20 protein-coding genes are annotated in these 21,189 nt (G+C 62.1%); 14 read left to right on the top strand and 6 right to left on the bottom strand.

Annotation, left to right across the window (positions count from 1 at the left end):
- Positions 1-8: 8 nt before the first annotated feature.
- From BLQ92_RS32345 to BLQ92_RS32325, 6 genes are all read right to left on the bottom strand, one after another.
- The gene (locus BLQ92_RS32345; RefSeq protein WP_090692262.1) at positions 9-686 is read right to left on the bottom strand and encodes a VIT1/CCC1 transporter family protein; all 678 of its coding nucleotides are present in this window, start codon (positions 684-686) and stop codon (positions 9-11) included.
- A 96-nt stretch (positions 687-782) separates the two neighbouring features.
- Entirely contained in the window at positions 783-953 is a 171-nt protein-coding gene (locus tag BLQ92_RS40250; protein ID WP_175773075.1) for a hypothetical protein, read from the bottom strand.
- A 166-nt stretch (positions 954-1,119) separates the two neighbouring features.
- Positions 1,120-1,617 (bottom strand): TPM domain-containing protein, encoded by a 498-nt coding sequence (locus tag BLQ92_RS32340; protein WP_090692258.1) that lies wholly within the window; start codon positions 1,615-1,617, stop codon positions 1,120-1,122.
- A gap of 2 nt (positions 1,618-1,619) precedes the next feature.
- Positions 1,620-2,480: a TPM domain-containing protein gene (locus BLQ92_RS32335; protein ID WP_090692254.1), complete on the bottom strand. Its 861-nt coding sequence runs from the start codon at positions 2,478-2,480 to the stop codon at positions 1,620-1,622.
- Positions 2,477-3,097: a LemA family protein gene (locus tag BLQ92_RS32330; protein WP_175773076.1), complete on the bottom strand. Its 621-nt coding sequence runs from the start codon at positions 3,095-3,097 to the stop codon at positions 2,477-2,479. The genes BLQ92_RS32335 and BLQ92_RS32330 overlap by 4 nt, the downstream gene beginning before the upstream one ends.
- Positions 3,098-3,232: 135 nt before the next feature.
- Positions 3,233-3,712, bottom strand: coding sequence for a universal stress protein (locus BLQ92_RS32325; protein WP_090692248.1), 480 nt, complete (start codon positions 3,710-3,712; stop codon positions 3,233-3,235).
- Between the two features lie 332 nt (positions 3,713-4,044).
- Between BLQ92_RS32325 and BLQ92_RS32320 the strand changes: the two genes are divergently transcribed.
- The 14 genes from BLQ92_RS32320 to BLQ92_RS32250 all read left to right on the top strand — a co-directional run bounded on the left by BLQ92_RS32320 (position 4,045) and on the right by BLQ92_RS32250 (position 21,131).
- On the top strand, positions 4,045-6,912 hold the full coding sequence (locus BLQ92_RS32320) for an ATP-dependent Clp protease ATP-binding subunit (protein WP_090692243.1): 2,868 nt from the start codon (positions 4,045-4,047) through the stop codon (positions 6,910-6,912).
- Positions 6,913-7,125: 213 nt separating this feature from the next.
- Positions 7,126-8,010, top strand: a complete 885-nt coding sequence (locus BLQ92_RS32310) for an LOG family protein (protein WP_244106528.1) — start codon at positions 7,126-7,128, stop codon at positions 8,008-8,010.
- Between the two features lie 213 nt (positions 8,011-8,223).
- The gene (locus BLQ92_RS32305) at positions 8,224-8,451 is read left to right on the top strand and encodes a hypothetical protein (protein ID WP_244106529.1); all 228 of its coding nucleotides are present in this window, start codon (positions 8,224-8,226) and stop codon (positions 8,449-8,451) included.
- A 31-nt stretch (positions 8,452-8,482) separates the two neighbouring features.
- The gene (locus BLQ92_RS32300; RefSeq protein WP_090692233.1) at positions 8,483-8,728 is read left to right on the top strand and encodes a hypothetical protein; all 246 of its coding nucleotides are present in this window, start codon (positions 8,483-8,485) and stop codon (positions 8,726-8,728) included.
- Positions 8,729-8,773: 45 nt separating this feature from the next.
- Complete coding sequence (locus BLQ92_RS32295; protein ID WP_090692230.1) at positions 8,774-10,201, top strand: MBL fold metallo-hydrolase RNA specificity domain-containing protein; 1,428 nt, start codon at positions 8,774-8,776, stop codon at positions 10,199-10,201.
- Between the two features lie 69 nt (positions 10,202-10,270).
- Complete coding sequence (gene arcD / locus BLQ92_RS32290) at positions 10,271-11,755, top strand: arginine-ornithine antiporter (RefSeq protein WP_090692226.1); 1,485 nt, start codon at positions 10,271-10,273, stop codon at positions 11,753-11,755.
- Between the two features lie 17 nt (positions 11,756-11,772).
- Positions 11,773-12,990 (top strand): arginine deiminase, encoded by a 1,218-nt coding sequence (locus BLQ92_RS32285; protein WP_090692222.1) that lies wholly within the window; start codon positions 11,773-11,775, stop codon positions 12,988-12,990.
- Between the two features lie 29 nt (positions 12,991-13,019).
- On the top strand, positions 13,020-14,018 hold the full coding sequence (gene argF / locus BLQ92_RS32280; RefSeq protein WP_090692219.1) for an ornithine carbamoyltransferase: 999 nt from the start codon (positions 13,020-13,022) through the stop codon (positions 14,016-14,018).
- Positions 14,019-14,027: 9 nt separating this feature from the next.
- On the top strand, positions 14,028-14,942 hold the full coding sequence (gene arcC / locus BLQ92_RS32275) for a carbamate kinase (protein WP_090692215.1): 915 nt from the start codon (positions 14,028-14,030) through the stop codon (positions 14,940-14,942).
- Between the two features lie 66 nt (positions 14,943-15,008).
- Positions 15,009-15,485 (top strand): universal stress protein, encoded by a 477-nt coding sequence (locus tag BLQ92_RS32270; protein WP_175773078.1) that lies wholly within the window; start codon positions 15,009-15,011, stop codon positions 15,483-15,485.
- Complete coding sequence (locus BLQ92_RS32265) at positions 15,482-16,300, top strand: polysaccharide deacetylase family protein (RefSeq protein ID WP_090692208.1); 819 nt, start codon at positions 15,482-15,484, stop codon at positions 16,298-16,300. The genes BLQ92_RS32270 and BLQ92_RS32265 overlap by 4 nt, the downstream gene beginning before the upstream one ends.
- The gene (locus BLQ92_RS32260; RefSeq protein ID WP_090692203.1) at positions 16,297-17,568 is read left to right on the top strand and encodes a putative glycoside hydrolase; all 1,272 of its coding nucleotides are present in this window, start codon (positions 16,297-16,299) and stop codon (positions 17,566-17,568) included. The genes BLQ92_RS32265 and BLQ92_RS32260 overlap by 4 nt, the downstream gene beginning before the upstream one ends.
- On the top strand, positions 17,520-19,910 hold the full coding sequence (locus BLQ92_RS32255; protein WP_175773079.1) for an exo-beta-N-acetylmuramidase NamZ domain-containing protein: 2,391 nt from the start codon (positions 17,520-17,522) through the stop codon (positions 19,908-19,910). Before BLQ92_RS32260 ends, BLQ92_RS32255 begins: the two co-directional genes overlap by 49 nt.
- 183 nt (positions 19,911-20,093) lie before the next feature.
- The gene (locus BLQ92_RS32250; protein ID WP_090691711.1) at positions 20,094-21,131 is read left to right on the top strand and encodes an IS481 family transposase; all 1,038 of its coding nucleotides are present in this window, start codon (positions 20,094-20,096) and stop codon (positions 21,129-21,131) included.
- The last annotated feature ends 58 nt before the right edge of the window (positions 21,132-21,189 follow it).

Here is a 21,189-nt window from a genome sequence, read left to right as displayed (position 1 = left end):
CCTTCCTGCTAAAACAGTCTGCCCGCGAGGCCGGTGACACTCATCGCGAGCGCACCCCAGGCCAATACCCGCAACGTGCCCGGCAGGATCCGTGCGCCACCGATTTGCGCAGCGAGAGCGCCCACCAACGCCAGTAGGACCAGAGAAACCGACGCAACGACGGGTATGAGCGCGGCCCGCGTCGCCAAAGTCGCTGCAATGAGCGGCACGGCGCCTCCGCTCGCGAAGCTCAACGCCGAGGTCATGGCCGCAATCATCGGTCGCGCGCTGGTCACGTCGGATATGCCTATGTCGTCGCGCGCATGGGCGCCAAGTGCGTCAAAGGCCATCAGTTGCACGGCGACACGTTGCGCCAGCTCCGGTTCGAGGCCGCGCCGCACATAGATGTCGGCCAGCTCCGCCTGCTCCTGCGGAAACTCGTTTTGCAAGGACTGTTGCTCGACTGCGAGGTCGGCACGCTCGATATCGGCCTGCGAACTGACCGAAACATATTCGCCGGCGGCCATCGACAGCATCCCCGCGACGAGGCCCGCCACGCCCGCTACCAGAACGCCGTGCGGCTGCGTCTGCGCCGCGGCCACCCCGACCATCAGCCCGGACATCGACAGCACGCCGTCATTGGCCCCGAGCACTGCGGCGCGCAGCCAGCCTGAACGATGCGTACGATGGATATGCGACAACGCCATCGCTTAGCCCCCTGCCTCATCGCGCTCGAAGGTAAACCCCAGGAAGGCGTGACCGCAGAATCCCGGTGCGCTCACGCCGCGATCAACTTGCTTCGCTCACTTCTTCAACAAGGCAAGCAATGCCTGCTCGAGGGACACGAGCCGGGCATTCGTGAGCTCGGCATGGAGCTTCATTGCCCGAATCAAAAACTGGACATTTGCGTCCTCGCTTTTCGAGGCGAGATCATCAAATTCGGAAAATACTTTCTTGGCTGCATCGGCATTCATGGCTATTCCTTGCAAGGTTGGCAGAGGACTTGCGAATCAATTCGACTCCCGTTCCAGGAGTATCAAATCTGGCGCTGCCCCGATGGCTCCAGGGCAAACGCAAGCGCCTCAAAATGTTCACGCAGCGCCACACTCTTCCCACTGCCGGCATCGAGCGAGATATCGCTCAAAGCACAGCTGGTTTACTCGGCAATTCGTCATGCGTTTCCTGCTGAGCTGGAAAATGTCTTTTCAGCAACGCCGTCACCTCTTCGATACCGCGGAGTACTCCGGCCCGATAGTCGCCGAGCTTGAAAGCGGCCTCCATCTGCCGGCAAATGGCGTCCCACTCACCAGAGTTGATCCGGGCATGTGCCCCACGATCCGCAACGATCTCCACATCGTGATCGGCTAACAGGAGATAAATAAGTACCCCGTTGTTGTGTTCCGTATCCCAGACCCGCAACTCGGAAAAGACATCGATTGCACGTTCCTGCGCCGACATTCCTTCCAACAAAGCTCCGATATGCAGCGCACCTTCGACGGCAAACCGGATCTGCCCAACGTGGGTTCGATGATTTTCCCGGATGGCCTTTTCAATGGCGCGCAGCGTATCAGCCGGAAAAGCACGATTGACGTGCCACCGGGTCACGAGCAGATGTCTGAGGACGCGTTCGAGCACCATGGCTACCACCTGCCCGATGCGCCGCCACCACCAAATCCCCCGCCACCGCCCCTGAAGGTCGTCCGGCCCGAGCCGCTGCCGAATCTGCCTGGAGGGCCGCCGATAGTACGGCCTCCGGCGTAGGCGCCCAGGCCGCTGCCAAGCAACGTGTAAGCGAGGGCGATACCACCTGCCAACACCGCGACGAACAACGTGCCGGACAACAGCCACGCGACGGCAGCAACAGATCCGCCAGTCACCACAGACCCGGGCAACCGCCCCAATACCACGCGCAATACGCCGCCCGCCACGAGGGTGAGCACGAAAAGAATCGGTAAATAGCGCGCGAGTTGCCCGGACGCGTCATCCGCATGCTGTTGCGGAGGCGGCAGAGGTTCGCCATCGACCACACGCATAATGCTGTCGACGCCGGCCACTACACCGCCGTAGAAGTCACCTTGTTGGAATCTCGGAACAATGGTCTCGTTGATAATGCGGCTGCTGGTTGCGTCGGTAAGCGCACCCTCGAGACCGTAGCCGACTTCGATGCGCAGGGTCCGGTCGTCTTTGGCGATGATCAGCAGCACGCCGTCATCAACGCGCGTGCGTCCCAGCTTCCATTGCTCGACGACGCGCATCGAATACTGTTCGATCGTTTCCGGCTGGGTGGTGGGCACGATAAGCACCGAGATCTGGCTTCCCTTTTTTTCCTCGAAAGTCTGCAAGCTCTGTTCTAGCGCCGAACGCTGTTCGCCAGTGAGCGTGGCCGTCTCGTCGGTGACGTGCGCCGTCAGTGCCGGAACCGCCACCTCCGCGCCGGCGCCACACGGCAAGAATGTGAGGACGGCGAGCAGCAGCAAGCCGGCAGGTTTGACGATCTTCAATTTGCCGCTCCACTCGCCGGCATGGGCACCGTGCGGAAGTCGACCTGCGGAGGACGCGCGATCGCTGCCTCATCGGACACCGAGAAATTAGGTTTCTCCTTGTAGCCGAACATGCTTGCCGTGAGATTGGACGGAAATGACCGCACGGTCGTGTTGTAGTCCTGTACTGCCTTGATATAGCGGTTACGGGCCACCGTTATGCGGTTTTCAGTGCCTTCGAGCTGCGCCTGCAAGTCGCGAAAGTTGGCATCGGACTTCAACTGCGGATAACTCTCGGAGATGACGAGCAGTCGCGATAACGAAGAGGACAACTGTGCCTGGGCCGCTTCGAACCTGGCGAATGCCTGCGGGTCGTTAATGAGCTCTGGAGTGGCCTGCACCGACCCGACCCTGGCACGCGCCTCGGCCACGCTAATGAACACCGCTCGTTCCTGGCTTGCGTAGCCCTTCACGGTATTCACGAGGTTCGGCACCAGGTCAGCACGACGCTGGTACTGGTTGAGCACCTCCGACCAGCTCGCCTTCACCTGCTCATCCTGAGTCTGGATAGCGTTGTAGCCGCACCCGGAGACGGATAGCACGATGACAGCAAGCAACGCTAGACATAGAGTGCGCATATAGCCTTCCTGTTCGTCCCTGCACGTGCATGCAGACATGCCTCAGGCTACGCGTAAGGACCCGGTGTACGTTGACCAAGATCAATTGACCCGCCGGGCGAAAATCCCCTCGTGTGCGCTGCAGCACGTTCTCGATTACACATTAGCATCAACTTCCGGTTCGACCCACGGAGCGTGTCGCACCAGCAATACCGGCACGTCGGAGATGCGCACGAATGACTCGGCTACGCTGCCTAGCAGCAGCCGGCGCACGCCGTGGCGGCCGTGCGTACCCATTACGACGAGATCAGCCTCATGTCCTGACGCGGCATGGGCGAGGACCGCCGCGACGTCTTCGCCATAAGCATCGATTTCACGCACCGTGCCACGAAGGTGATTCGCTCGAAAGACCTGGTCAGCATGATCCAACGCCGCCCGGGCAGCTTCGTCATCCGCTTTGCTAGCAGGCCGTTCATCGACGAGACCGGCGCTGGTCTCGACGAGCCGGGCAGCGTGCATCACCACGTAAATGGCGGTGATCGTGGCACCGGTCGTCCGTGCAATCGTCACCGCCTCGTCGAGTGCCCGGCTCGCAGCCTCGCTACCATCAAGTCCCACCAGAATTCGCTTGTACATCATCGTCTCCAGAGCCAGCGCCCGCTCCCGTCAAATTGCACGGTCGCCCATCCACATAGGAGTTTTCAGTCTGTGTGCTCTATAGCACCTCGCTCTTGACAGAGATCAACCCCGCCTGGAAGGTCTGAAATCGAGCCGCATCAATACACGTAGCAGGAATTTCATGCCAGGGCCGTTGCGCGGCCGCCCCCGATCGATTGCCCGGCCCTGGCACTTCCTTGATCAAGCTAAAAGCTTATGAGCGGTTGCCATCCAGAATTCCCCTATTGAGTTCACGCCATCGGGCGCGGCATCGATCCGGGCATTCGACGGTCATATCAAGGAGGCAGGAAATGGCGCAGCACATGTGCGATCTATGCGGAGTGCGTCCGGCGTCGGTTCGGGTCGCGGTGCTTCAGGACGGCAAACGTCGGCAGATGGACGTTTGCGATTACCACTATGCGCAGCTTACCCGGCATCAGCGCCAGGTATCGCCACTCGAATCGTTGTTCCGTGGGGGGCTGCTAGACGATTTTTTCGGTGCGCCAGTGCACACGCCGTACGGCATGACGGGAGCCGCACCACAGGGCGTGGTGCCGGAATCCGACGGGGTCAACCTGCAGCAGCACTTTAGTGATCAGGCGAAAGAGATCCTCCAGCGCGCGGCCGAATGCGCAGTGCAGTTCGGCCGGCGCGAAGTGGATACGGAACATCTGCTTCACGAACTGGTCGATAGCGAAGCCGTGCAGCGGATTCTGGGTGCGCTGAAGGTTTCAGGCGCAGACCTCAAGGCATACATCGAGCAGCATGCGCTCAAGGAAGAAGCGGCGCCGAAGCTGGCCGACGGCGAGATTGCCGTATCCCCGCGCCTGAAGAGCGCGCTCGAACGAGCCTTCATCGCATCTCGCGAATTTGGCCAGAGCTATGTTGGTCCCGAGCAAATGCTGACAGGCCTCGCCGAAGTCACCGACAGCTTTGCCGGCGATCTGCTGATGAAGTATGGTCTGACGCCTCCGGCGCTGCGCCAGCAGGTGCTCAAGTTTGCCGGCACGGATGAAGCATCCTCCCAAACGCCGAGCGATACGCCACAACTCGACAAGTACAGCCGCGACATTACGCGACTTGCGCGCGAAGGCAAGCTCGACCCGGTCATCGGCCGCTCGAAAGAGACCGAGACCCTGGCCGAAGTGCTGGCACGGCGTAAGAAAAACAATCCGGTGCTGATTGGCGAACCGGGCGTCGGCAAAACCGCGATCGTCGAAGGCCTGGCGCAGCGTATGGTCAGCGGCGACGTGCCGGAGACATTGCGCGACAAACGGCTAATCGAGCTGAACGTGAATTCGCTTGTCGCCGGCTCCAAATATCGCGGGGAGTTCGAGGAGCGGGTCAAACAGGTCATGGACGAAATCGCCGCACACAAGGACAATCTCGTACTGTTCGTGGATGAAGTGCACACAATCGTCGGCGCCGGCCAGGGGGGCGGCGAAGGCGGTCTGGATATCGCCAATGTTTTCAAGCCACCCATGGCGCGCGGCGAACTGAACCTGATCGGCGCGACCACCCTGGCTGAGTACCAGAAGTACATTGAGAAGGACGCCGCTCTTGAGCGGCGTTTCCAGCCGGTCCTCGTCGGTGAGTCGACGGTCGACCAAACCATCAGCATTTTGCGCGGTTTGCGCGACCAGCTCGAGGCGCACCATAAGGTGACGATACTCGACGAGGCGTTCATCGCAGCGGCCGAACTGTCCGATCGCTACATAACCGGGCGCTTCTTGCCGGACAAGGCCATCGACCTTATCGACCAGGCCGCGGCGCGCGAGCATCTGTCGTCGACCTCGCGTCCCGCCGAGATACTTGAACTCGAATCCGAGATCGCGCAGTTCAGGCGCGAGCAGGATTACGCGGCTTCGCGCAAACACTTCGAGCGCGCGAAGGACCTCGGTGACCAACTCGCCGCCAAGGAAACCCAACTGGCCGGTGCAACCGCGCTTTGGAAGCGCCGCGTGAGTTCGAGCAGCGCCGAAGTGAGTGCCGCGCAGGTGGCCGAAATCGTCGCCAAGATGACGGGCATCCCGGTCGCCGAGCTGACGCAGGAGGAAAAGGACAAGCTCCTGAAAATGGAAGCACGGCTGCATCAGCGCGTAATAGGCCAGGGGGAAGCGATCGGCGCGGTGAGCGATGCGGTGCGACGCAGCCGCGCCGGCCTGCAGAGCAAGCATCGACCGGTCGCCGTGTTTCTGTTCCTCGGCCCAACCGGCGTCGGCAAGACCGAGCTGGCGAAGGCGCTCGCCGAAGTCGTGTTTGGCGACGAGGATGCAATCGTGCGCATCGACATGAGCGAGTACATGGAGCGACACGCCGTCGCGCGTCTGATCGGCGCCCCGCCCGGCTATGTCGGTTATGAAGAGGGGGGCCAGTTGACCGAACGGGTACGCCGCCGCCCGCACAGCGTGATCCTGCTTGACGAAATCGAGAAGGCCCATCCGGACGTCTATAACGTGCTCCTGCAGGTTTTCGACGATGGCCGCCTGACCGACGGCAAGGGTTGCGTCATCGACTTTGCCAATACGCTGATCATTGCCACCAGCAATCTCGCCTCCGACGTCATCATGGGGACCCAGCGCAACCGGCCCGGGTTCGTCGCGGTCGACGGCGACGGCGCCAGCAGGAATGGCGCGGACAGCAAGCGCGGCAAGCCGGATGCGATGCGTGAAGGCGTGATGACCGTCTTGCGATCCCACTTCCGGCCCGAGTTCCTGAACCGGATCGACGAGATCATCATCTTCGAATCGCTGACGCAGCACCAGATCCGTTCAATCGTGCGGCTGCAACTCGACGAGGTCGCCCGCGTGACGAAGAGCCAGGACATCGACCTGGTATTCGACGAGAGCATCATCGAACAGTTGGCGCTCGAGGGCTATCGGCCGGAATACGGCGCTCGCGAACTGCGCCGGCGCATTCGTCAGGTAATTGAAAACCCGCTTGCAAAGGAACTGCTCGACGGGCGGATCAAGGAGGGCAGCCGCATCTGCTGCCGTTTCGACACACAGCAGGACGACGCGGTATTCGAACCGAGTCCGCAGGCGACCGGCGAACGCGAAACCACGGAGGAATCGCGTGAGTCGGAAGGCTCGGCAATGGTCAGCGAAGCCGGCAAGAAGCCGCGCCGGCCGGCGCGCAAACGCGGCAGTACGGAGAGCCCTGCAACGGTTGCGAAATGAGTATGCCGGCGCTCGTTGAGGTCGGGACGCTCTGCGCTCCCGACCGCGGCGGCCGCTGCATGCAATCGCTTGCGCGTCGTGCCGCGATTGTCAGTTCTGCGTTCTGGCTGTTTATTGCATTTGATCTGGATCATCAAGTGCATCCGGCATGTGTCAATCATGAAGCTAGTTGCAAAGCGGAGACACCTGATCTCTCTCTGAGCGGGGCATTTCATGATTGAAAAAACCGTTGTCACCTCGATGCCGTCCGCGCCTCAAGCCGATCTCAGGGTTCAGCGCCTCGTCGAAAGCCCGAGCTACCGGCAGGCCGATGAAGATCTCGCTTTCCTGCAGCGCCCGGAAATGTGCGGCGTGCGCCTGCAACTGGATTACTGGAAGGCTGAAGAGCTGCTGCAGCGCCACCAGATCGACCATACCGTCGTCGTGTACGGAAGCACGCGCCTCGTCGAACCCGGCGTGGCGCAACAGCGGCTTGAGACGGCACAGCAGGCATTAGACAACGCACCAGTCGATCCGCTCTGCAAGCGCAACGTCATGGTCGCGCAGCGCGTTCTGGAAAAGAGCACCTACAACACGGTTGCTTGCGAGCTTGGCCGTCTCATCGGACGCGCGGAGGCAACGCTCACGCTGCCCAAGCTGACAGTCGTCACAGGCGGTGGGCCAGGCATCATGGAAGCAGCCAATCGAGGCGCGTTCGAGTCCGGCTCGGCGAGCGTCGGCTTCAATATTTCACTGCCACATGAGCAGTTGCCGAATCCCTACCTGACACCGGATCTCTGTTTCCGCTTCCACTATTTCGCGATCCGCAAGCTGCACCTGCTCGAGCGAGCGAAGGCAGCGGTCTTTTTCCCGGGCGGCTACGGCACCTGTGACGAACTCTTCGAAGTATTGACACTCCTGCAGACAGGCAAGATCAAGCCGCTTCCCGTGCTGCTCGTGGGTGAGCGCTTCTGGCGCCAGGCCTTCGACGTCCAGTTCCTGATCGACGAGGGCATGATCGCTGCGAGCGATGCAGACCTGTTCTGCATCGCCGAAACGGCTCAACAGATCTGGCAAATCATTGTGCAGTGGTACGAACGGTCCAACACTCAGGGATAGCTGTACCACCCGGAATGAATTGCGCCCTATCAACGCGTCACCTCGTGTAGGAGAACGCTGACACATATGTCAGGTGGCTTACGCAAAGTTCAGCGCCACCTGATTTGCGTCCTCGCGAGTGTGACCAATACTGGATTCATGGAACCGCAATTCTGATGACAGGCGCCGTCAAAGTGCACCGCGCGGTCACCGGACCTCTCCAGGGAGACGATCATGTCGAACCAGTCTGCTTTTGCCCGCCCAGCCATCACGACCATGGCCACTACCGAAGGCGCTCAGGGATGCACCGAACTCGATCAAATACTCGCGCTCGCCCACGAAGCGGGCATGTTGATCACACTAGACGGACAGATCGGGCGGGAAAAGTACCAGAGCATCGCTGGTTCCCTCGCATCGTTCAGGCGGTTTGCCGAAGCCCTGCGCACGACCCTGACAGCGTGATGCCGAGCTGGCGATGTTGAAGGAGAAGCAAATGAAAAGTGGCGAACAGTCCCTGCGTTGGCTGGTAGAAAAATGGCTGGCGCCGGTTGCGACCCCGGTTCATGTCACGCGCGCCAGGCGGACGCCCGCCAGTCAAACGCGCAGCGTACGCGTCGAGACGATTCGCAAGGATGGTCCGGTTGCGATCTTCTTCTTCCAGCATGACGATGGCGCGTGGTGCGTGTTTCCGCCTGCGATAGCACGCCTGACGATACGGGCTAACCCGTACTCGCCATGAGTGGCAGGCAAACCTCACCTCATCTCCCCATTTGAAGGTGCTCTTATGAAGCTGACATTTCTCGGTGCCACGGAAACGGTCACCGGATCGAAGTATCTCCTCGAAGGCGCCGGCCTTCGCCTCCTGATCGACTGCGGGCTGTTCCAGGGCACGAAGAACCTGCGCATGCGTAACTGGAATGCGCTTCCTGTACCCATCGAAACGCTCGACGGCGTCATCCTCACGCACGCCCATCTCGATCACAGCGGCTATCTGCCGGTGCTCGCCCGCATGGGGTATCGCGGCCCGATCTACTGCACTAGCGGCACCCGCGACCTGTGCGAGGTGATGCTGCGCGACAGCGCGAAGCTGCAGGAAGAGGAAGCAGACTTTGCCAACCGGCATGGATTCTCAAAGCACCATCCTGCGCTGCCGCTTTACACGCTCAAGGATGCGGAAGACGCCCTCCGGCTCCTCGTGCTGCGTGACTTCGACGTGCCGACGATGCTCAACGACCACGCCTGTTTTCGCCTGTTGCCGGCTGGCCATATCCTCGGCGCGGCGAGCGTGGTGCTCTGCATGGAGGGCAAGGTCATCGCCTTCTCCGGCGACCTGGGCCGCCCGCACGACCCCATCATGCGCGCGCCGATGCCCCTTGCGCACGCTGACTACCTGGTCGTCGAGTCCACCTACGGCGACCGCCTGCACAGTGCCGTCGACCCGGCCACCGAACTTGCCGACGTGTTCTCGCGAACATTCCGACAAGGCGGTATGGTCGTGATTCCGTGTTTCGCGGTCGGGCGTGCGCAGTCGATTCTTCACTACATCGCGGAACTCAAGGCGAGTGGGCGGATGGCCAACGTGCCGGTCTACCTCGACAGTCCCATGGCGTGCAGCGTCACTGACCTCTATCGACATCACGCACGCGAGCATCGCCTGACGATGACTCAGGCCAATGCACTGAGCCACGCAGCGGAGATGGTGCGCACCGTCGATGAGTCGAAAGCAGTAAGCAGCCGGCGCGGACCCATGGTGGTCATCGCCGGCAGCGGCATGGCCACCGGCGGGCGGGTGCTGCATCATCTGAAAGCGTTTGCACCCGATAGCCGCAATACGATCGTGCTCGTCGGCTACCAGGCAGCCGGCACGCGCGGCGCAGCACTGGCCGCCCATGCCCCTTCAATCAAGATTCATGGGGAATATATTCCGGTTCGGGCCGCGGTCGAATCGATTTCGTCGCTATCCGCCCATGCCGACTATAGCGAAACGCTGGCGTGGCTAGGAGCCATTTCCGCCCCCCCGGAGCGAACCTTCATCACGCATGGCGAGTCGGCTGCTGCCGACGCACTGCGCCGCCATATCGAAGAGACGCTGCACTGGCCATGCACCATACCGACGTATCTCGAAGCTGTCGAGTTGCCGGCATCTGCCACTGGCGAAAGTTTCCATTGTTGCGAGGCAAGCCCGGGCGCACACACGGTTGGCGAAAGCTGATCCAGATCAACCGGTTGGGGTAGCCGTCATGACCTAATCGATGCATCTCCAGACCTTAGAGTTCGTGACATGAAAAATCTCGCAGATCAACTGACAGGCACATCTGTCGCGCCCTCCAATCAGACGCCAACTACTTCGACTGGACCGAAACAGTTGAAGCTCGGTTTGCTGACGTCCCTTGTCGTCGGTTCGATGATCGGCAGCGGGATCTTTTCGCTTCCGCAGAACATGGCCTCCGGCGCGGGTGCCGGCGCCGTGCTGATCGGCTGGCTCATCACCGGCGTCGGCATGCTGATGCTCGCGTTCGTCTATCAGGCCCTGACCACCCGCAAGCCCGATCTCGACAACGGTATCTACGCCTACGCGCGTGCCAGCGCCGGCGAATTCGTCGGTTTCAATTCGGCGTGGGGATACTGGGTGAGCGCGTGGCTGGGCAATGTCGGCTATCTGGTCATCGTCTTCGGCACGCTCGGTTACTTCTTCCCGATCTTCGGCGACGGCAATACGCGCGCCGCAGTGCTCGGTGCATCCATCGTCCTGTGGGCGATGCATTTCGTGATCCTGCGTGGGGTTCGTGGCGCGGCAGTCCTCAATGCGATCACGACCGTCGCCAAGGTCATTCCCCTGCTGCTCTTCATCCTGCTGGCGCTCGTGGCGTTTCGCAGCCACGTGTTCGCGCAGGACTTCTGGGGCGATCCGAAGCTCGGCAACGTATTCACCCAGGTGAAGAGCACGATGCTGATCACCGTGTGGGTCTTCATCGGCATCGAAGGTGCGAATGTGTTCTCGGCGCGCGCCCAGCATCGCGAAGACGTCGGCCACGCCACGGTGTTCGGCTTTGGAATCGTGCTGCTGTTGCTGATGGCCGTGTCTTTGCTGTCGCTCGGTATCGTCCCGCAGGGCGAACTCGCGGCGATGAAGAACCCCTCGATGGCGGGTGTGCTGGACAAGGCGGTCGGCACCTGGGGCGCGGTGCTGATCAGCATCGGGCTGCTGGTTTCGGTGGGCGGCGCCCTGCTCGCCTGGACGCTGCTCGCGGCTGAAACCTTGTTCACGCCAGCCACCGGCCGCGTCATGCCGAAGTTCCTGTCGCGTGAGAACGGCCATGGCGTACCCGCCAACGCACTCTGGGTAACGAATGGCCTGGTTCAGTTGTTCCTGATCATCACGCTGGTATCCAATGCGACATATCAGGCACTGATCTCGCTCGCGACCTCGATGATCCTGATCCCCTACCTCTTTTCGGCCGTGTACGCCACCCGCGTCGCCATCGCCGGAGAAAACTATGCGGCTGGAGATCCGGCACGCGGGCGCGACATGCTGATCGGCGCGCTGGCCACGGTCTATTGCTGCTGGCTGCTGTATGCGGCAGGTCCGAAGTACCTGCTGCTCTCCGCGCTGCTCTACGCCCCCGGCGTCGTCCTCTATGGCTGGGCCAAGCGCGAACAGCGCGTGCGTCTGTTCAGGCCGTTCGAAGCCGCCATTCTGGCTGCGCTCGTCGTACTCGCTGCCATTGCAGCCTGGCTGCTGTCGAGCGGCGCGCTCGGTCTATAACTGACAAGGGACCTATCATGGGATTCGGTGTTTTCTCCGAAGTCGGCACGCTGCGCAAGGTCATGGTCTGCAAGCCTGGGCTCGCTCAGGCCCGTCTGACTCCGCTCAACTGCCACGAGCTGCTGTTCGACGACGTGTTGTGGGTCGCGCAGGCAAAAAACGACCACTACGCTTTCGTCAGTGCGATGCAGGATCACGGAATCGAAGTGTTCGACACCCATGATCTGCTCGCCGATATTCTCCGCGAACGTCAGGCTCGCGACTGGGTGCTCGAGCGGAAACTGTCGCCCGGCACTGTCGATGCGGAATTGTCCGCGCAGCTGCGTCCGTGGCTCGACGAGATGAAGGCGGACGAGCTCGCAACGCGCCTAATAGGCGGCATCGTGCGTGGCGAGTTGCCGTTCGAGCCGGCGGGCCTGCTGGCGCGTTGCGTGGATCACGCCGGCTTTCTCCTGCCGCCGCTGCCCAATGCGCTGTTCACGCGCGACAACAGTTGCTGGATCAACGAGTCAGCTGTCCTCGGTTCGATGTACTGGCCCGCCCGGCGGCAAGAGACCTTGCTAACCGCGGCAATCTATCGCTTTCATCCCCTCTTCAATGGCGGAACAAACATCTGGTGGGGCGATCCGGATGTCGATCACGGTGGTGCCACCCTCGAGGGTGGCGACGTGATGCCGCTCTCACGCGACGTCGTTCTGATCGGTATGGGTGAGCGAAGCTCGCCCCAAGGGGTCGCTCAACTGGCTCGCGGGCTTTTCGCCCGCGAATCGGTGAAGCACGTGATTGCCGCACAGCTACCCCGTTCGCGGGGCGCGATGCATCTCGATACCGTATTGACTTTCTGTGACCGTGACCTCGTCACGATCTTCCCGGAAGTCGTGAACGGCATTCGCTGCACAAGCCTGCGTCCGGGCGAGCGGGCCGGAGAACTCGACGTTCGCGCGGAGACCGCGCCTTTTCTCGATGTCGTCGCACAGGCCATTGGCCTGAAGACCTTGCGCACCGTCGCCACGGGCGGCGACGAATGGGAGGCCGAGCGCGAGCAGTGGGACGACGGCAATAACGTCATCGCGCTAGCTCCAGGCGTCGTCGTGGCCTACAACCGCAACGTTTATACGAATACGCTGCTGCGCAAGGCCGGCGTCGAAGTCATCACCATTCCGAGCGGCGAACTGGGCCGCGGACGCGGAGGCGGCCATTGCATGACTTGCCCGCTGGAACGCGACCCCATCTGACGTATCACTCATTCCAAGGACCTGGCACTATGGCATTCAATCTGCGCAACCGAAGCCTGCTCAACATGCGGGACTTCACGCCTCGCGACATCCGCTTTCTCCTTGACCTCGCCGCCGAACTGAAGCGCGCGAAGTACGCGGGCAACGAGGTGCCGAAACTGAGTGGCAAAAATATCGCACTGATCTTCGAAAAGACTTCGACGCGCACGCGCTGCGCATTCGAAGTCGCCGTCCACGATCAGGGCGGCCATGTCACTTACATCGATTCGGCGAGTTCCCAGCTCGGACGCAAGGAGTCTCTCAAGGACACCGCGCGCGTACTTGGACGGCTGTACGACGGCATCGAGTATCGAGGCTTTCATCAGAGCGTGGTCGAGGATCTGGCCACGTATTCGCATGTGCCGGTCTGGAATGGCCTGACCGATGAGTTTCACCCGACCCAGGTGCTCGCGGATCTGCTGACCATGGAAGAGTTCGGCGAGAAACCCTTGCACGAACTGTCGTTCTGTTATCTCGGTGATGCACGTTTCAACATGGGCAATTCCCTGCTGATCGGCGGCGTGCAGATGGGCATGGACGTGTGCATTGCCGCGCCGCGCGAACTGTGGCCACACGCCGATCTGGTCGCGCAAATGCGCAGCCTCGCCGAACGGACGGGCGCGAGCGTGACGATCACCGATAACCCGCATGACGCGGTGAACGGAGTCGACTTTCTCTATACCGACGTTTGGGTGTCGATGGGCGAGCCGATCGACGCCTGGGGCGCTCGCATCGAGTTGCTCAAACCCTATCAGGTCAATGCCGCGCTGATGAAGGAAACCGGCAAGGTCCGCACACGCTTCATGCATTGCCTGCCGGCATACCACAACCTGGAAACCGACACAGGCCGGGAGATTCACGAGCGGTTTGGCCTGGCGGAACTGGAAGTCAGCGACGAAGTCTTCGAATCCGACGCGTCCATCGTGTTTTCGCAGGCTGAAAACCGCATGCATACGATCAAGGCGGTGCTCGTGGCGACCCTCGGATAGGAGGATGTCATGCGTATCCTGATTGCATTGGGCGGCAATGCGCTGCTGCGACGCGGCGAACCGATGACAGCCACCAACCAGATCGCCAACATCCGTCGAGCCGCCACCCAGATCGCGCGCCTCGCCCACGGCAATCAGCTGATCGTCGCACATGGCAACGGCCCGCAGGTGGGGCTGCTCGCCTTACAGGCCGCTGCGGTGGGTGCGCGTTCCGCCATGCCGCTCGACGTGCTCGACGCGGAGTCTGAAGGGATGATCGGGTACCTGCTCGAGCAGGAACTGGCCAATGCATTGCCGAACGACCGCGAGGTTGCGACCTTGCTTACACGCGTCGAAGTTCAAGCTGACGATCCCGCCTTCGATCATCCAACCAAGCCGATCGGGCCGGTCTATGCGAAAGAGGACGCCGAACGCCTTGCCGTTCGCCACCGTTGGAGCATCGCCGCCGATGGCGCGGGCTACCGGCGCGTCGTCGCTTCTCCGAAGCCGCATCGCGTCGTGGAACTGCGGGCGATCCAATGGCTGCTCGATCGCGACGCGATCGTGATCGCCGCGGGAGGCGGCGGGATTCCCGTGACGGTTGCCGCCGATGGGAAGGCGCATTCAGGCGTCGAGGCTGTGATCGACAAAGACCTGTGCAGCGCGTTGCTGGCGGCCGACCTGGGCGCGGACTTGCTTCTGATCGCAACTGATGTCGATGCCGTCTACGAGAACTGGCACACCTCTCGCGAATCCGCGCTGCGTGAAATAACGGTAACGGCGCTGCGGGCAATGTTCTTCCCTGCCGGCACGATGGGACCAAAAGTCGAGGCGGCTGCTGAATTCGTGTCGCGCACCGGACAGCCTGCCGTCATCGGCTCGCTCGACCAGATTGAACAAATGGCCAATGGCACGGCCGGCACGCGCGTCACCCGTGGTGCGTAATCAAGGCGTGGCGCTCACAACACTGCGGCGCAAGCCGCGGCGCAACCAACCAGGCGGATGGACGATATGTACGGAAAAATCATGGTGTGTATCGACGACAGCGACGCTCGCTATCGCGTACTGGACGAGGCGATCTGCCTTGCAGCCGCGGATCGCGCTCAGCTTCATATTGTGCATGTGATCGATCTGCCTTATCTGCTGGTGACGGTCAGCTTCTATGACCCCGTTACGCTGACTGCGTCGCTCCGCGCCAAGGGTGCCAAATTGCTCGAAGAAGCTCAGCAACGCGCAAGCTCCGCGTCTATGCCTTGCACGACACAGCTTGCGGAAACCGAGCAACTGACGGAAACCATTGCGGCGCGTCTGCAACGGTGCGCCGAAGATTGTGGCGCCGCGCTGGTAGTGCTCGGCGCACACGGACATCGCAGTCTGGATGCGGTCCTGCCCGGCAGCGTAGTCAACCGGCTGGGCCGGATCGCTACACATCCGATCTTGCTGGTACCTGCTCGCACGCAGCGACCCTCCGCGGGGACGCTCGCATGAGCGCTCCGGGCTGGCGCGCCTTACGCGCGGTAGCTGTCTGCGTGTGTTGGCTGATGTGCCTCGCAAGTGCACAGGCGCAGACCGCTGAACCGCGCGTCGCGATCCTTGTTTATCACCGCTTTTCCGACACCGCAGACGACTCGATGACAGTGCGCGTCACCACCTTCGAGACGCAACTGCAGTTCCTGCGCGAGCACGGCTATCACATCGTGCCGCTGCGCGACGTGGTGTACTGGCTAAAAGGTTCAGGCATCGCGCTGCCCGCCAAACCGGTGGTGATTACGGTCGACGACGGGCATCGCTCGGTCTACGGGAAGCTGTTGCCGATCGTGCTGCGCGAGCGCTTTCCGGTCACCTTGTTTGTCTACCCGTCGGCGATCTCCAACGCGCCCTATGCCCTGACCTGGGACCAGTTGCGCAGTCTCAGGCAAACCGGCCTGTTCGACGTCCAGTCGCATACATACTGGCATCCGAACTTCAAGATCGAACGCAGGCGCCGCAGCGAGGCGGATTTCCGTCAGTTCGTGCACACCCAGTTGAATACCTCGCGACGTCGCATAGAGTCCGAGGTGGGCACTCACGTGGACATGCTTGCGTGGCCATATGGAATCTACGACGACGAGCTGACGGCGCTTGCAGCCGACGAAGGCTATGTCGCAGGCTTCACGCTTGATGCCCGCAAAGCCGACCGCCATTCGCCCTTGCTCGCGCTGCCGCGCTTCCTGATGATCGACGCATATGGCGCCGGGGCACTCGCGCGGCTGCTCGACGAACCACAAACACCAACCACACCGGTCTCGGGGAACACGCGATGATATGTAGAAACGTCATAAAGGGCGGCACCGTCGTCGCCGCACTCGCCTTGGCAACGCTGCTTGCCGGCGCGCACGCTGCCGTGGTCACCGGTGTCGTAATCGACGCCAGCACGCTCGATCCCGTGCCCGGCGCGATCGTCACCAGCGCGGCCGGCGTGACGCACACCGACCAGCGCGGCCGGTTCGAAACCGATCAACCCAGCTCGACGATCGCCGCTCGTGCGCCTGGCTATCTACGCGCCCAAACCGGCGTATCCGCCGGAAAGGCCATCACGCTGACGTTGACGCCGTTTCGGGCAAAAGCCGTCTATCTCTCGGTCTTCGGCATTACCAGCACAACGCTGCGCAAGGCAGCAGTCGGCCTGACCCAAACCACTGCGGTCAACGCGCTTGTGATCGACGTCAAGGGCGACCGCGGTCTCACGCCATATCGCAGTGCGGCGCGCGATGCGGTCGGCGCGACCGCCCAGATCAAGGAACGTGCGCCTCTCATGCAGGACTTCCCGGCATTGCTTGCCGAACTGCATCGCCAGCACCTGTATCTGATCGCGCGCATCGTCGTCTTCAAGGACGACCCGCTTGCCGACGCGCACCCCGACTGGAGCGTGCACGACGCAAGCGGCAAGCCGTGGCGCGACCGCGAGCACCTGCAGTGGACGGACCCGTTTTCACACGAAGTCTGGCAGCACAACCTCGATATCGCCGAGGAAGCCGCGCGCATGGGGTTCGACGAGGTCCAGTTCGACTATGTCCGCTTTCCCGACGCGAGCGGACTGCGTTTCGCGCTGCCCAATATCCGGGCCAACCGGACTGCCGCGATCGTAGGGTTCCTGCAGGCCGCGCGCGCCCGGCTGGCCCCCTACAACGTCTTCGTGTCGGCCGATATTTTCGGTTACGTGTGCTGGAACCTCGACGATACGGCGATTGGCCAGCAGATCGAAGACCTGGGCGCGCCGCTCGACTATATTTCACCGATGCTGTACCCGTCCGGCTTCACGTGGGGCTTGCCTGGCTGCACCAACCCTGTCGCGGACCCCGGACAGATTGTCAGGCGCTCGTTAGCCGAGGCCATGCAGCGCACCAAACTCCCGAGCGTGCGCTTTCGTCCGTGGTTGCAGGCATTTCGCGACTACGCCTTCGATCGTCGTCCGTTCGACGCTGCGGCGATCAGTGCGCAGGTAGACGCCGCCGACGCCGCAGGTACCGATGGATGGATGCTATGGAATCCGCGCAATCACTACGAGCCGGACGTGCTGCCACGCCCCTGAGCCGGCTGATGAGGCGCGGTGCGCTGCTGCTTGGACTCGCCATCGCCGCGCGCGCGACATACGCCGGCAGTCTCGATGCTGCCGCATGCCGGCAAGTTGAACAGATCGTCGATACAGAGATCGCCGCCGGCCGGATTCCCGGCGCGGTCGTGCTGATGGGCGATGCCGGACAGGTGTTCTATCGCGAGGCATTCGGACAGCGCGCACTGACGCCCGCCTCCGAGTCGATGACGTTCGATACGGAATTCGATCTGGCCTCGTTGACCAAGGTGATCGCGACGACTACCGCGATCCTGCAACTGGCCGAGACCGGCCGCCTGCGGCTGGATGCACCCGTCGCGCAGTACTGGCCGGCCTTCGCGGCGAACGGCAAAGAGGCCGTGACGGTGCGCGAGTTACTGGCGCATACCTCCGGCCTGCGGGCCGACTTGCGCAGCCGCCCGGCTCGTTCGGGCCGCGACGGTGTCTTGGGCGCCATCGTGGCGGAACACCTGCTCAGCGAACCCGGCGAGCGGGTCGTCTATAGCGATCTCAATTTCGTGGTGCTTGGCGAACTGGTGCAGCGCGTCACGCATCAGTCGCTCGATGCGTATTGTCAAACGCATGTGTTTGCGCCACTCGGCATGCGCGATACGGTCTTCCTGCCCGGCGCCTCGCGCGCAGCGCGCAGCGCTGCAACGACCGCCGATCAGGCCGGCATGCGCCGCGGGCGCGTGCATGACCCGACAGCAGCGTGGATGGGCGGCGTCTCCGGCAACGCCGGATTGTTCTCCACCGCCGACGATCTCGCCCGCTTTGCGCAAATGATGCTCAACGGCGGGCAGTACGGCGCCACCCGCATTCTTCAGGCGCAGAGCATCGCTGCGCTGGCTGCGGCCGCATCCCCACTTTCGGCTGTCCCATGGCGCGGCCTGGGCTGGGAACTGGCGGCACCGCTGGTCTCGAACCGTGACCGTCTGCCGCCGATCGGCACGATCGGCCACACCGGTTACACTGGCACGGGTATCTGGATCGATCTGGCAACGCGCCAGTTCGTAGTGATCCTGACCAACCGCGTGCATCCCGACGACCAGGGCGACGCCCGGTCAGTTCGTGCGCAGCTCCTCGCGCTGCTGGCAAGCCATACGGCACCGCTATCCGTGGCCGAAATCGGGCGATTGTTGCCGGAGGCCTTGCCGGCGCTGGCTGCGGCAACACGCTTGCCGGTGTCGACAGGGCCGGTGCAGGTGGGTATCGACGTACTCGAAGCGCAGCAGTTTGCTCCGCTCTCCGGCATGCGAGTCGGATTGATCACCAATCGCAGCGGCTTCGACTCGGCCGGCAGACGCACCGTCGACGTGCTCTCACACGCACCCGGTGTCGCGTTAGCGGCCCTGTTCTCGCCGGAACACGGCCTGAACACCGACGTCGATGCGAAGGTCGGCGACACGACCGACCCGGCAACGGGCCTCGTCGTGCACAGCCTCTACGGCAAAGACCAGCGCTTCCCGGCCGCTTCGCTCGACGCGCTGGACGCCCTGGTGTTCGACGTTCAGGATGCCGGCGTACGATTCTTCACTTACGAGACAACCCTCGGCTATGCGCTCGAAGCCGCTGCCGCACGCGGCATTCCGCTGTTTGTGCTGGATCGTCCAGATCCGCTCGGCGCGGACCGGTTCGGCGGGCCGGTCCTGGACGCCGGTCGCGAGTCGTTCACCGGATATTTTCCGCTCCCACTGTTGCCTGGCATGACGGTAGGCGAACTCGCCGATCTGTTCAACAGCGAGCGCCACATTGGCGCTGATCTGCACGTGGTGCCGATGCAGGGATATCGACGCGAGATGCGGCTAGCGGACACCGGATTGGGTTGGGTGCCGCCATCGCCCAACCTGCGCACGCCGGCTCAACTAGACCTGTACCCCGATGTCGCCTTGCTCGAAGGGGCGAATGTGAGCGTGGGCCGCGGCACACCGCATCCATTCGAGTGGATAGGCGCGCCATGGATCGACGGCGTGATGCTGGCACATGTGCTGAATGCGCTTGGTGCCGGCGCGCATTTCGAACCTGTCGATTTCGTTCCGACCGAGTCGATCTGGCGAGGCCAGCTTTGCCATGGTGTGAGTATGGTTCGCGACGCCATGCCAACACCGCGTCCCCCGGCGCGCCTCGGATTGGCCTTGTTGTCTACATTGCAAGCACGCTATCCCGCCACGTTCGACATGGCCGCGACACGCGAGTCGATCGGCTCTGCAGTGCTGTGGCAGGCAGTTCAGGACGGCGCTGGATCAGAAATGCTCGAGGCGATCGAAGCAGCGCAATTAGTACCGTTCTCGCTGCTGCGGGACAAATACTTGCACTATTGAAGTGCAGTCCAATCCAACAGTCTCACTGTCACCCCCAAGATCGCGACAAATGCCTAGACATGCTGTAAATTGCAATAGCCTAGACTAAATCTGACAGTGGTCGGTTTCTCGTGCTGTTGCGCGTGGGCGTGGAGGACGTAGTCCGAAGCGGCAACGCGCGCGGCAAACCGCAAGGAGTCAACCATGACTCAGGAACAGAAAGTCATCCGTGCCAAGGTCGGCATGCTCGAACTGGCTCGGCAACTGGGCAATGTCAGCCAAGCCTGCCGGGTAATGGGCTATTCCCGCGACAGCTTCTACCGCTTCAAGGAACTGTACGACAAGGGCGGCGAAGCGGCCCTGCAGGAAATCTCCCACCACCGCCCGCTGCTGAAGAACCGCGTGGATCCGCGGGTCGAGGCGGCGGTGGTCGAACTGGCCCTGGAACTGCCCGCTTACGGCCAGATCCGTATCGCCAACGAGGTGCTCAAACGCCACGCCCTTAGCGTCTCGCCTCAGGGGGTGCGTAGCATCTGGTTGCGCCATGACCTCGAGACCATGAACAAGCGCCTGAAGGCGCTGGAGGCCAAGTCCGCCCAGGAAGGACTGGTGTTGACTGAATCGCAGTTGGCGGCGCTTGAACGCGCCAAACTGGAAAAGGAAACGCACGGCGAGTTCGAATCTGAATGCCCCGGCTACTGCGGCGCCCAGGATACCTTTTACGTTGGTACGCTCAAGGGCGTGGGCCGGGTCTATCAGCAAACCTTCGTCGACACCTACTCGAAGGTGGCGTTCGCCAAGCTTTACGACCGGAAGACACCGCTGCCGGCCGCCGACCTGCTCAACGATCGCGTCGTTCCGTTCTTCGACAGCTATGGCATCCCGCTCGTGCGCGTGCTCACTGACCGGGGTACCGAGTATTGCGGCAACCCGGAGCACCATGAATACGAGCTTTATCTGGCCGTGGAGAACATCGATCACACCCGCACCAAAGCGCGCTCTCCACAAACCAACGGCATCGTCGAGCGGCTTCACAAGACCATGCTCAACGAGTTCTATCGCATCGCCTTCCGCCGGAAGATCTACGATTCGATCCCGACCTTGCAAAGCGATCTCGACGCATGGCTTGACCAGTACAACAATGAGCGCGAACATCAGGGGCGATGGTGTTATGGCAAGACGCCTATGCGTACCTTCCTCGATTCGCTTGAACTCGCCAGGGAGAAACTGATTCCTCGCTGAATCGTGTTCCTTACCTCACTTCCCCGACTACCTGTCAGATCCGGTCTAGGCTAATACA

It is taken from the genome of Paraburkholderia phenazinium, assembly GCF_900100735.1.
GTDB lineage: Bacteria > Pseudomonadota > Gammaproteobacteria > Burkholderiales > Burkholderiaceae > Paraburkholderia > Paraburkholderia phenazinia.
Note: the sequence above shows the minus strand (reverse complement) of the source record. Positions and strands in the feature narration are given on the sequence as shown.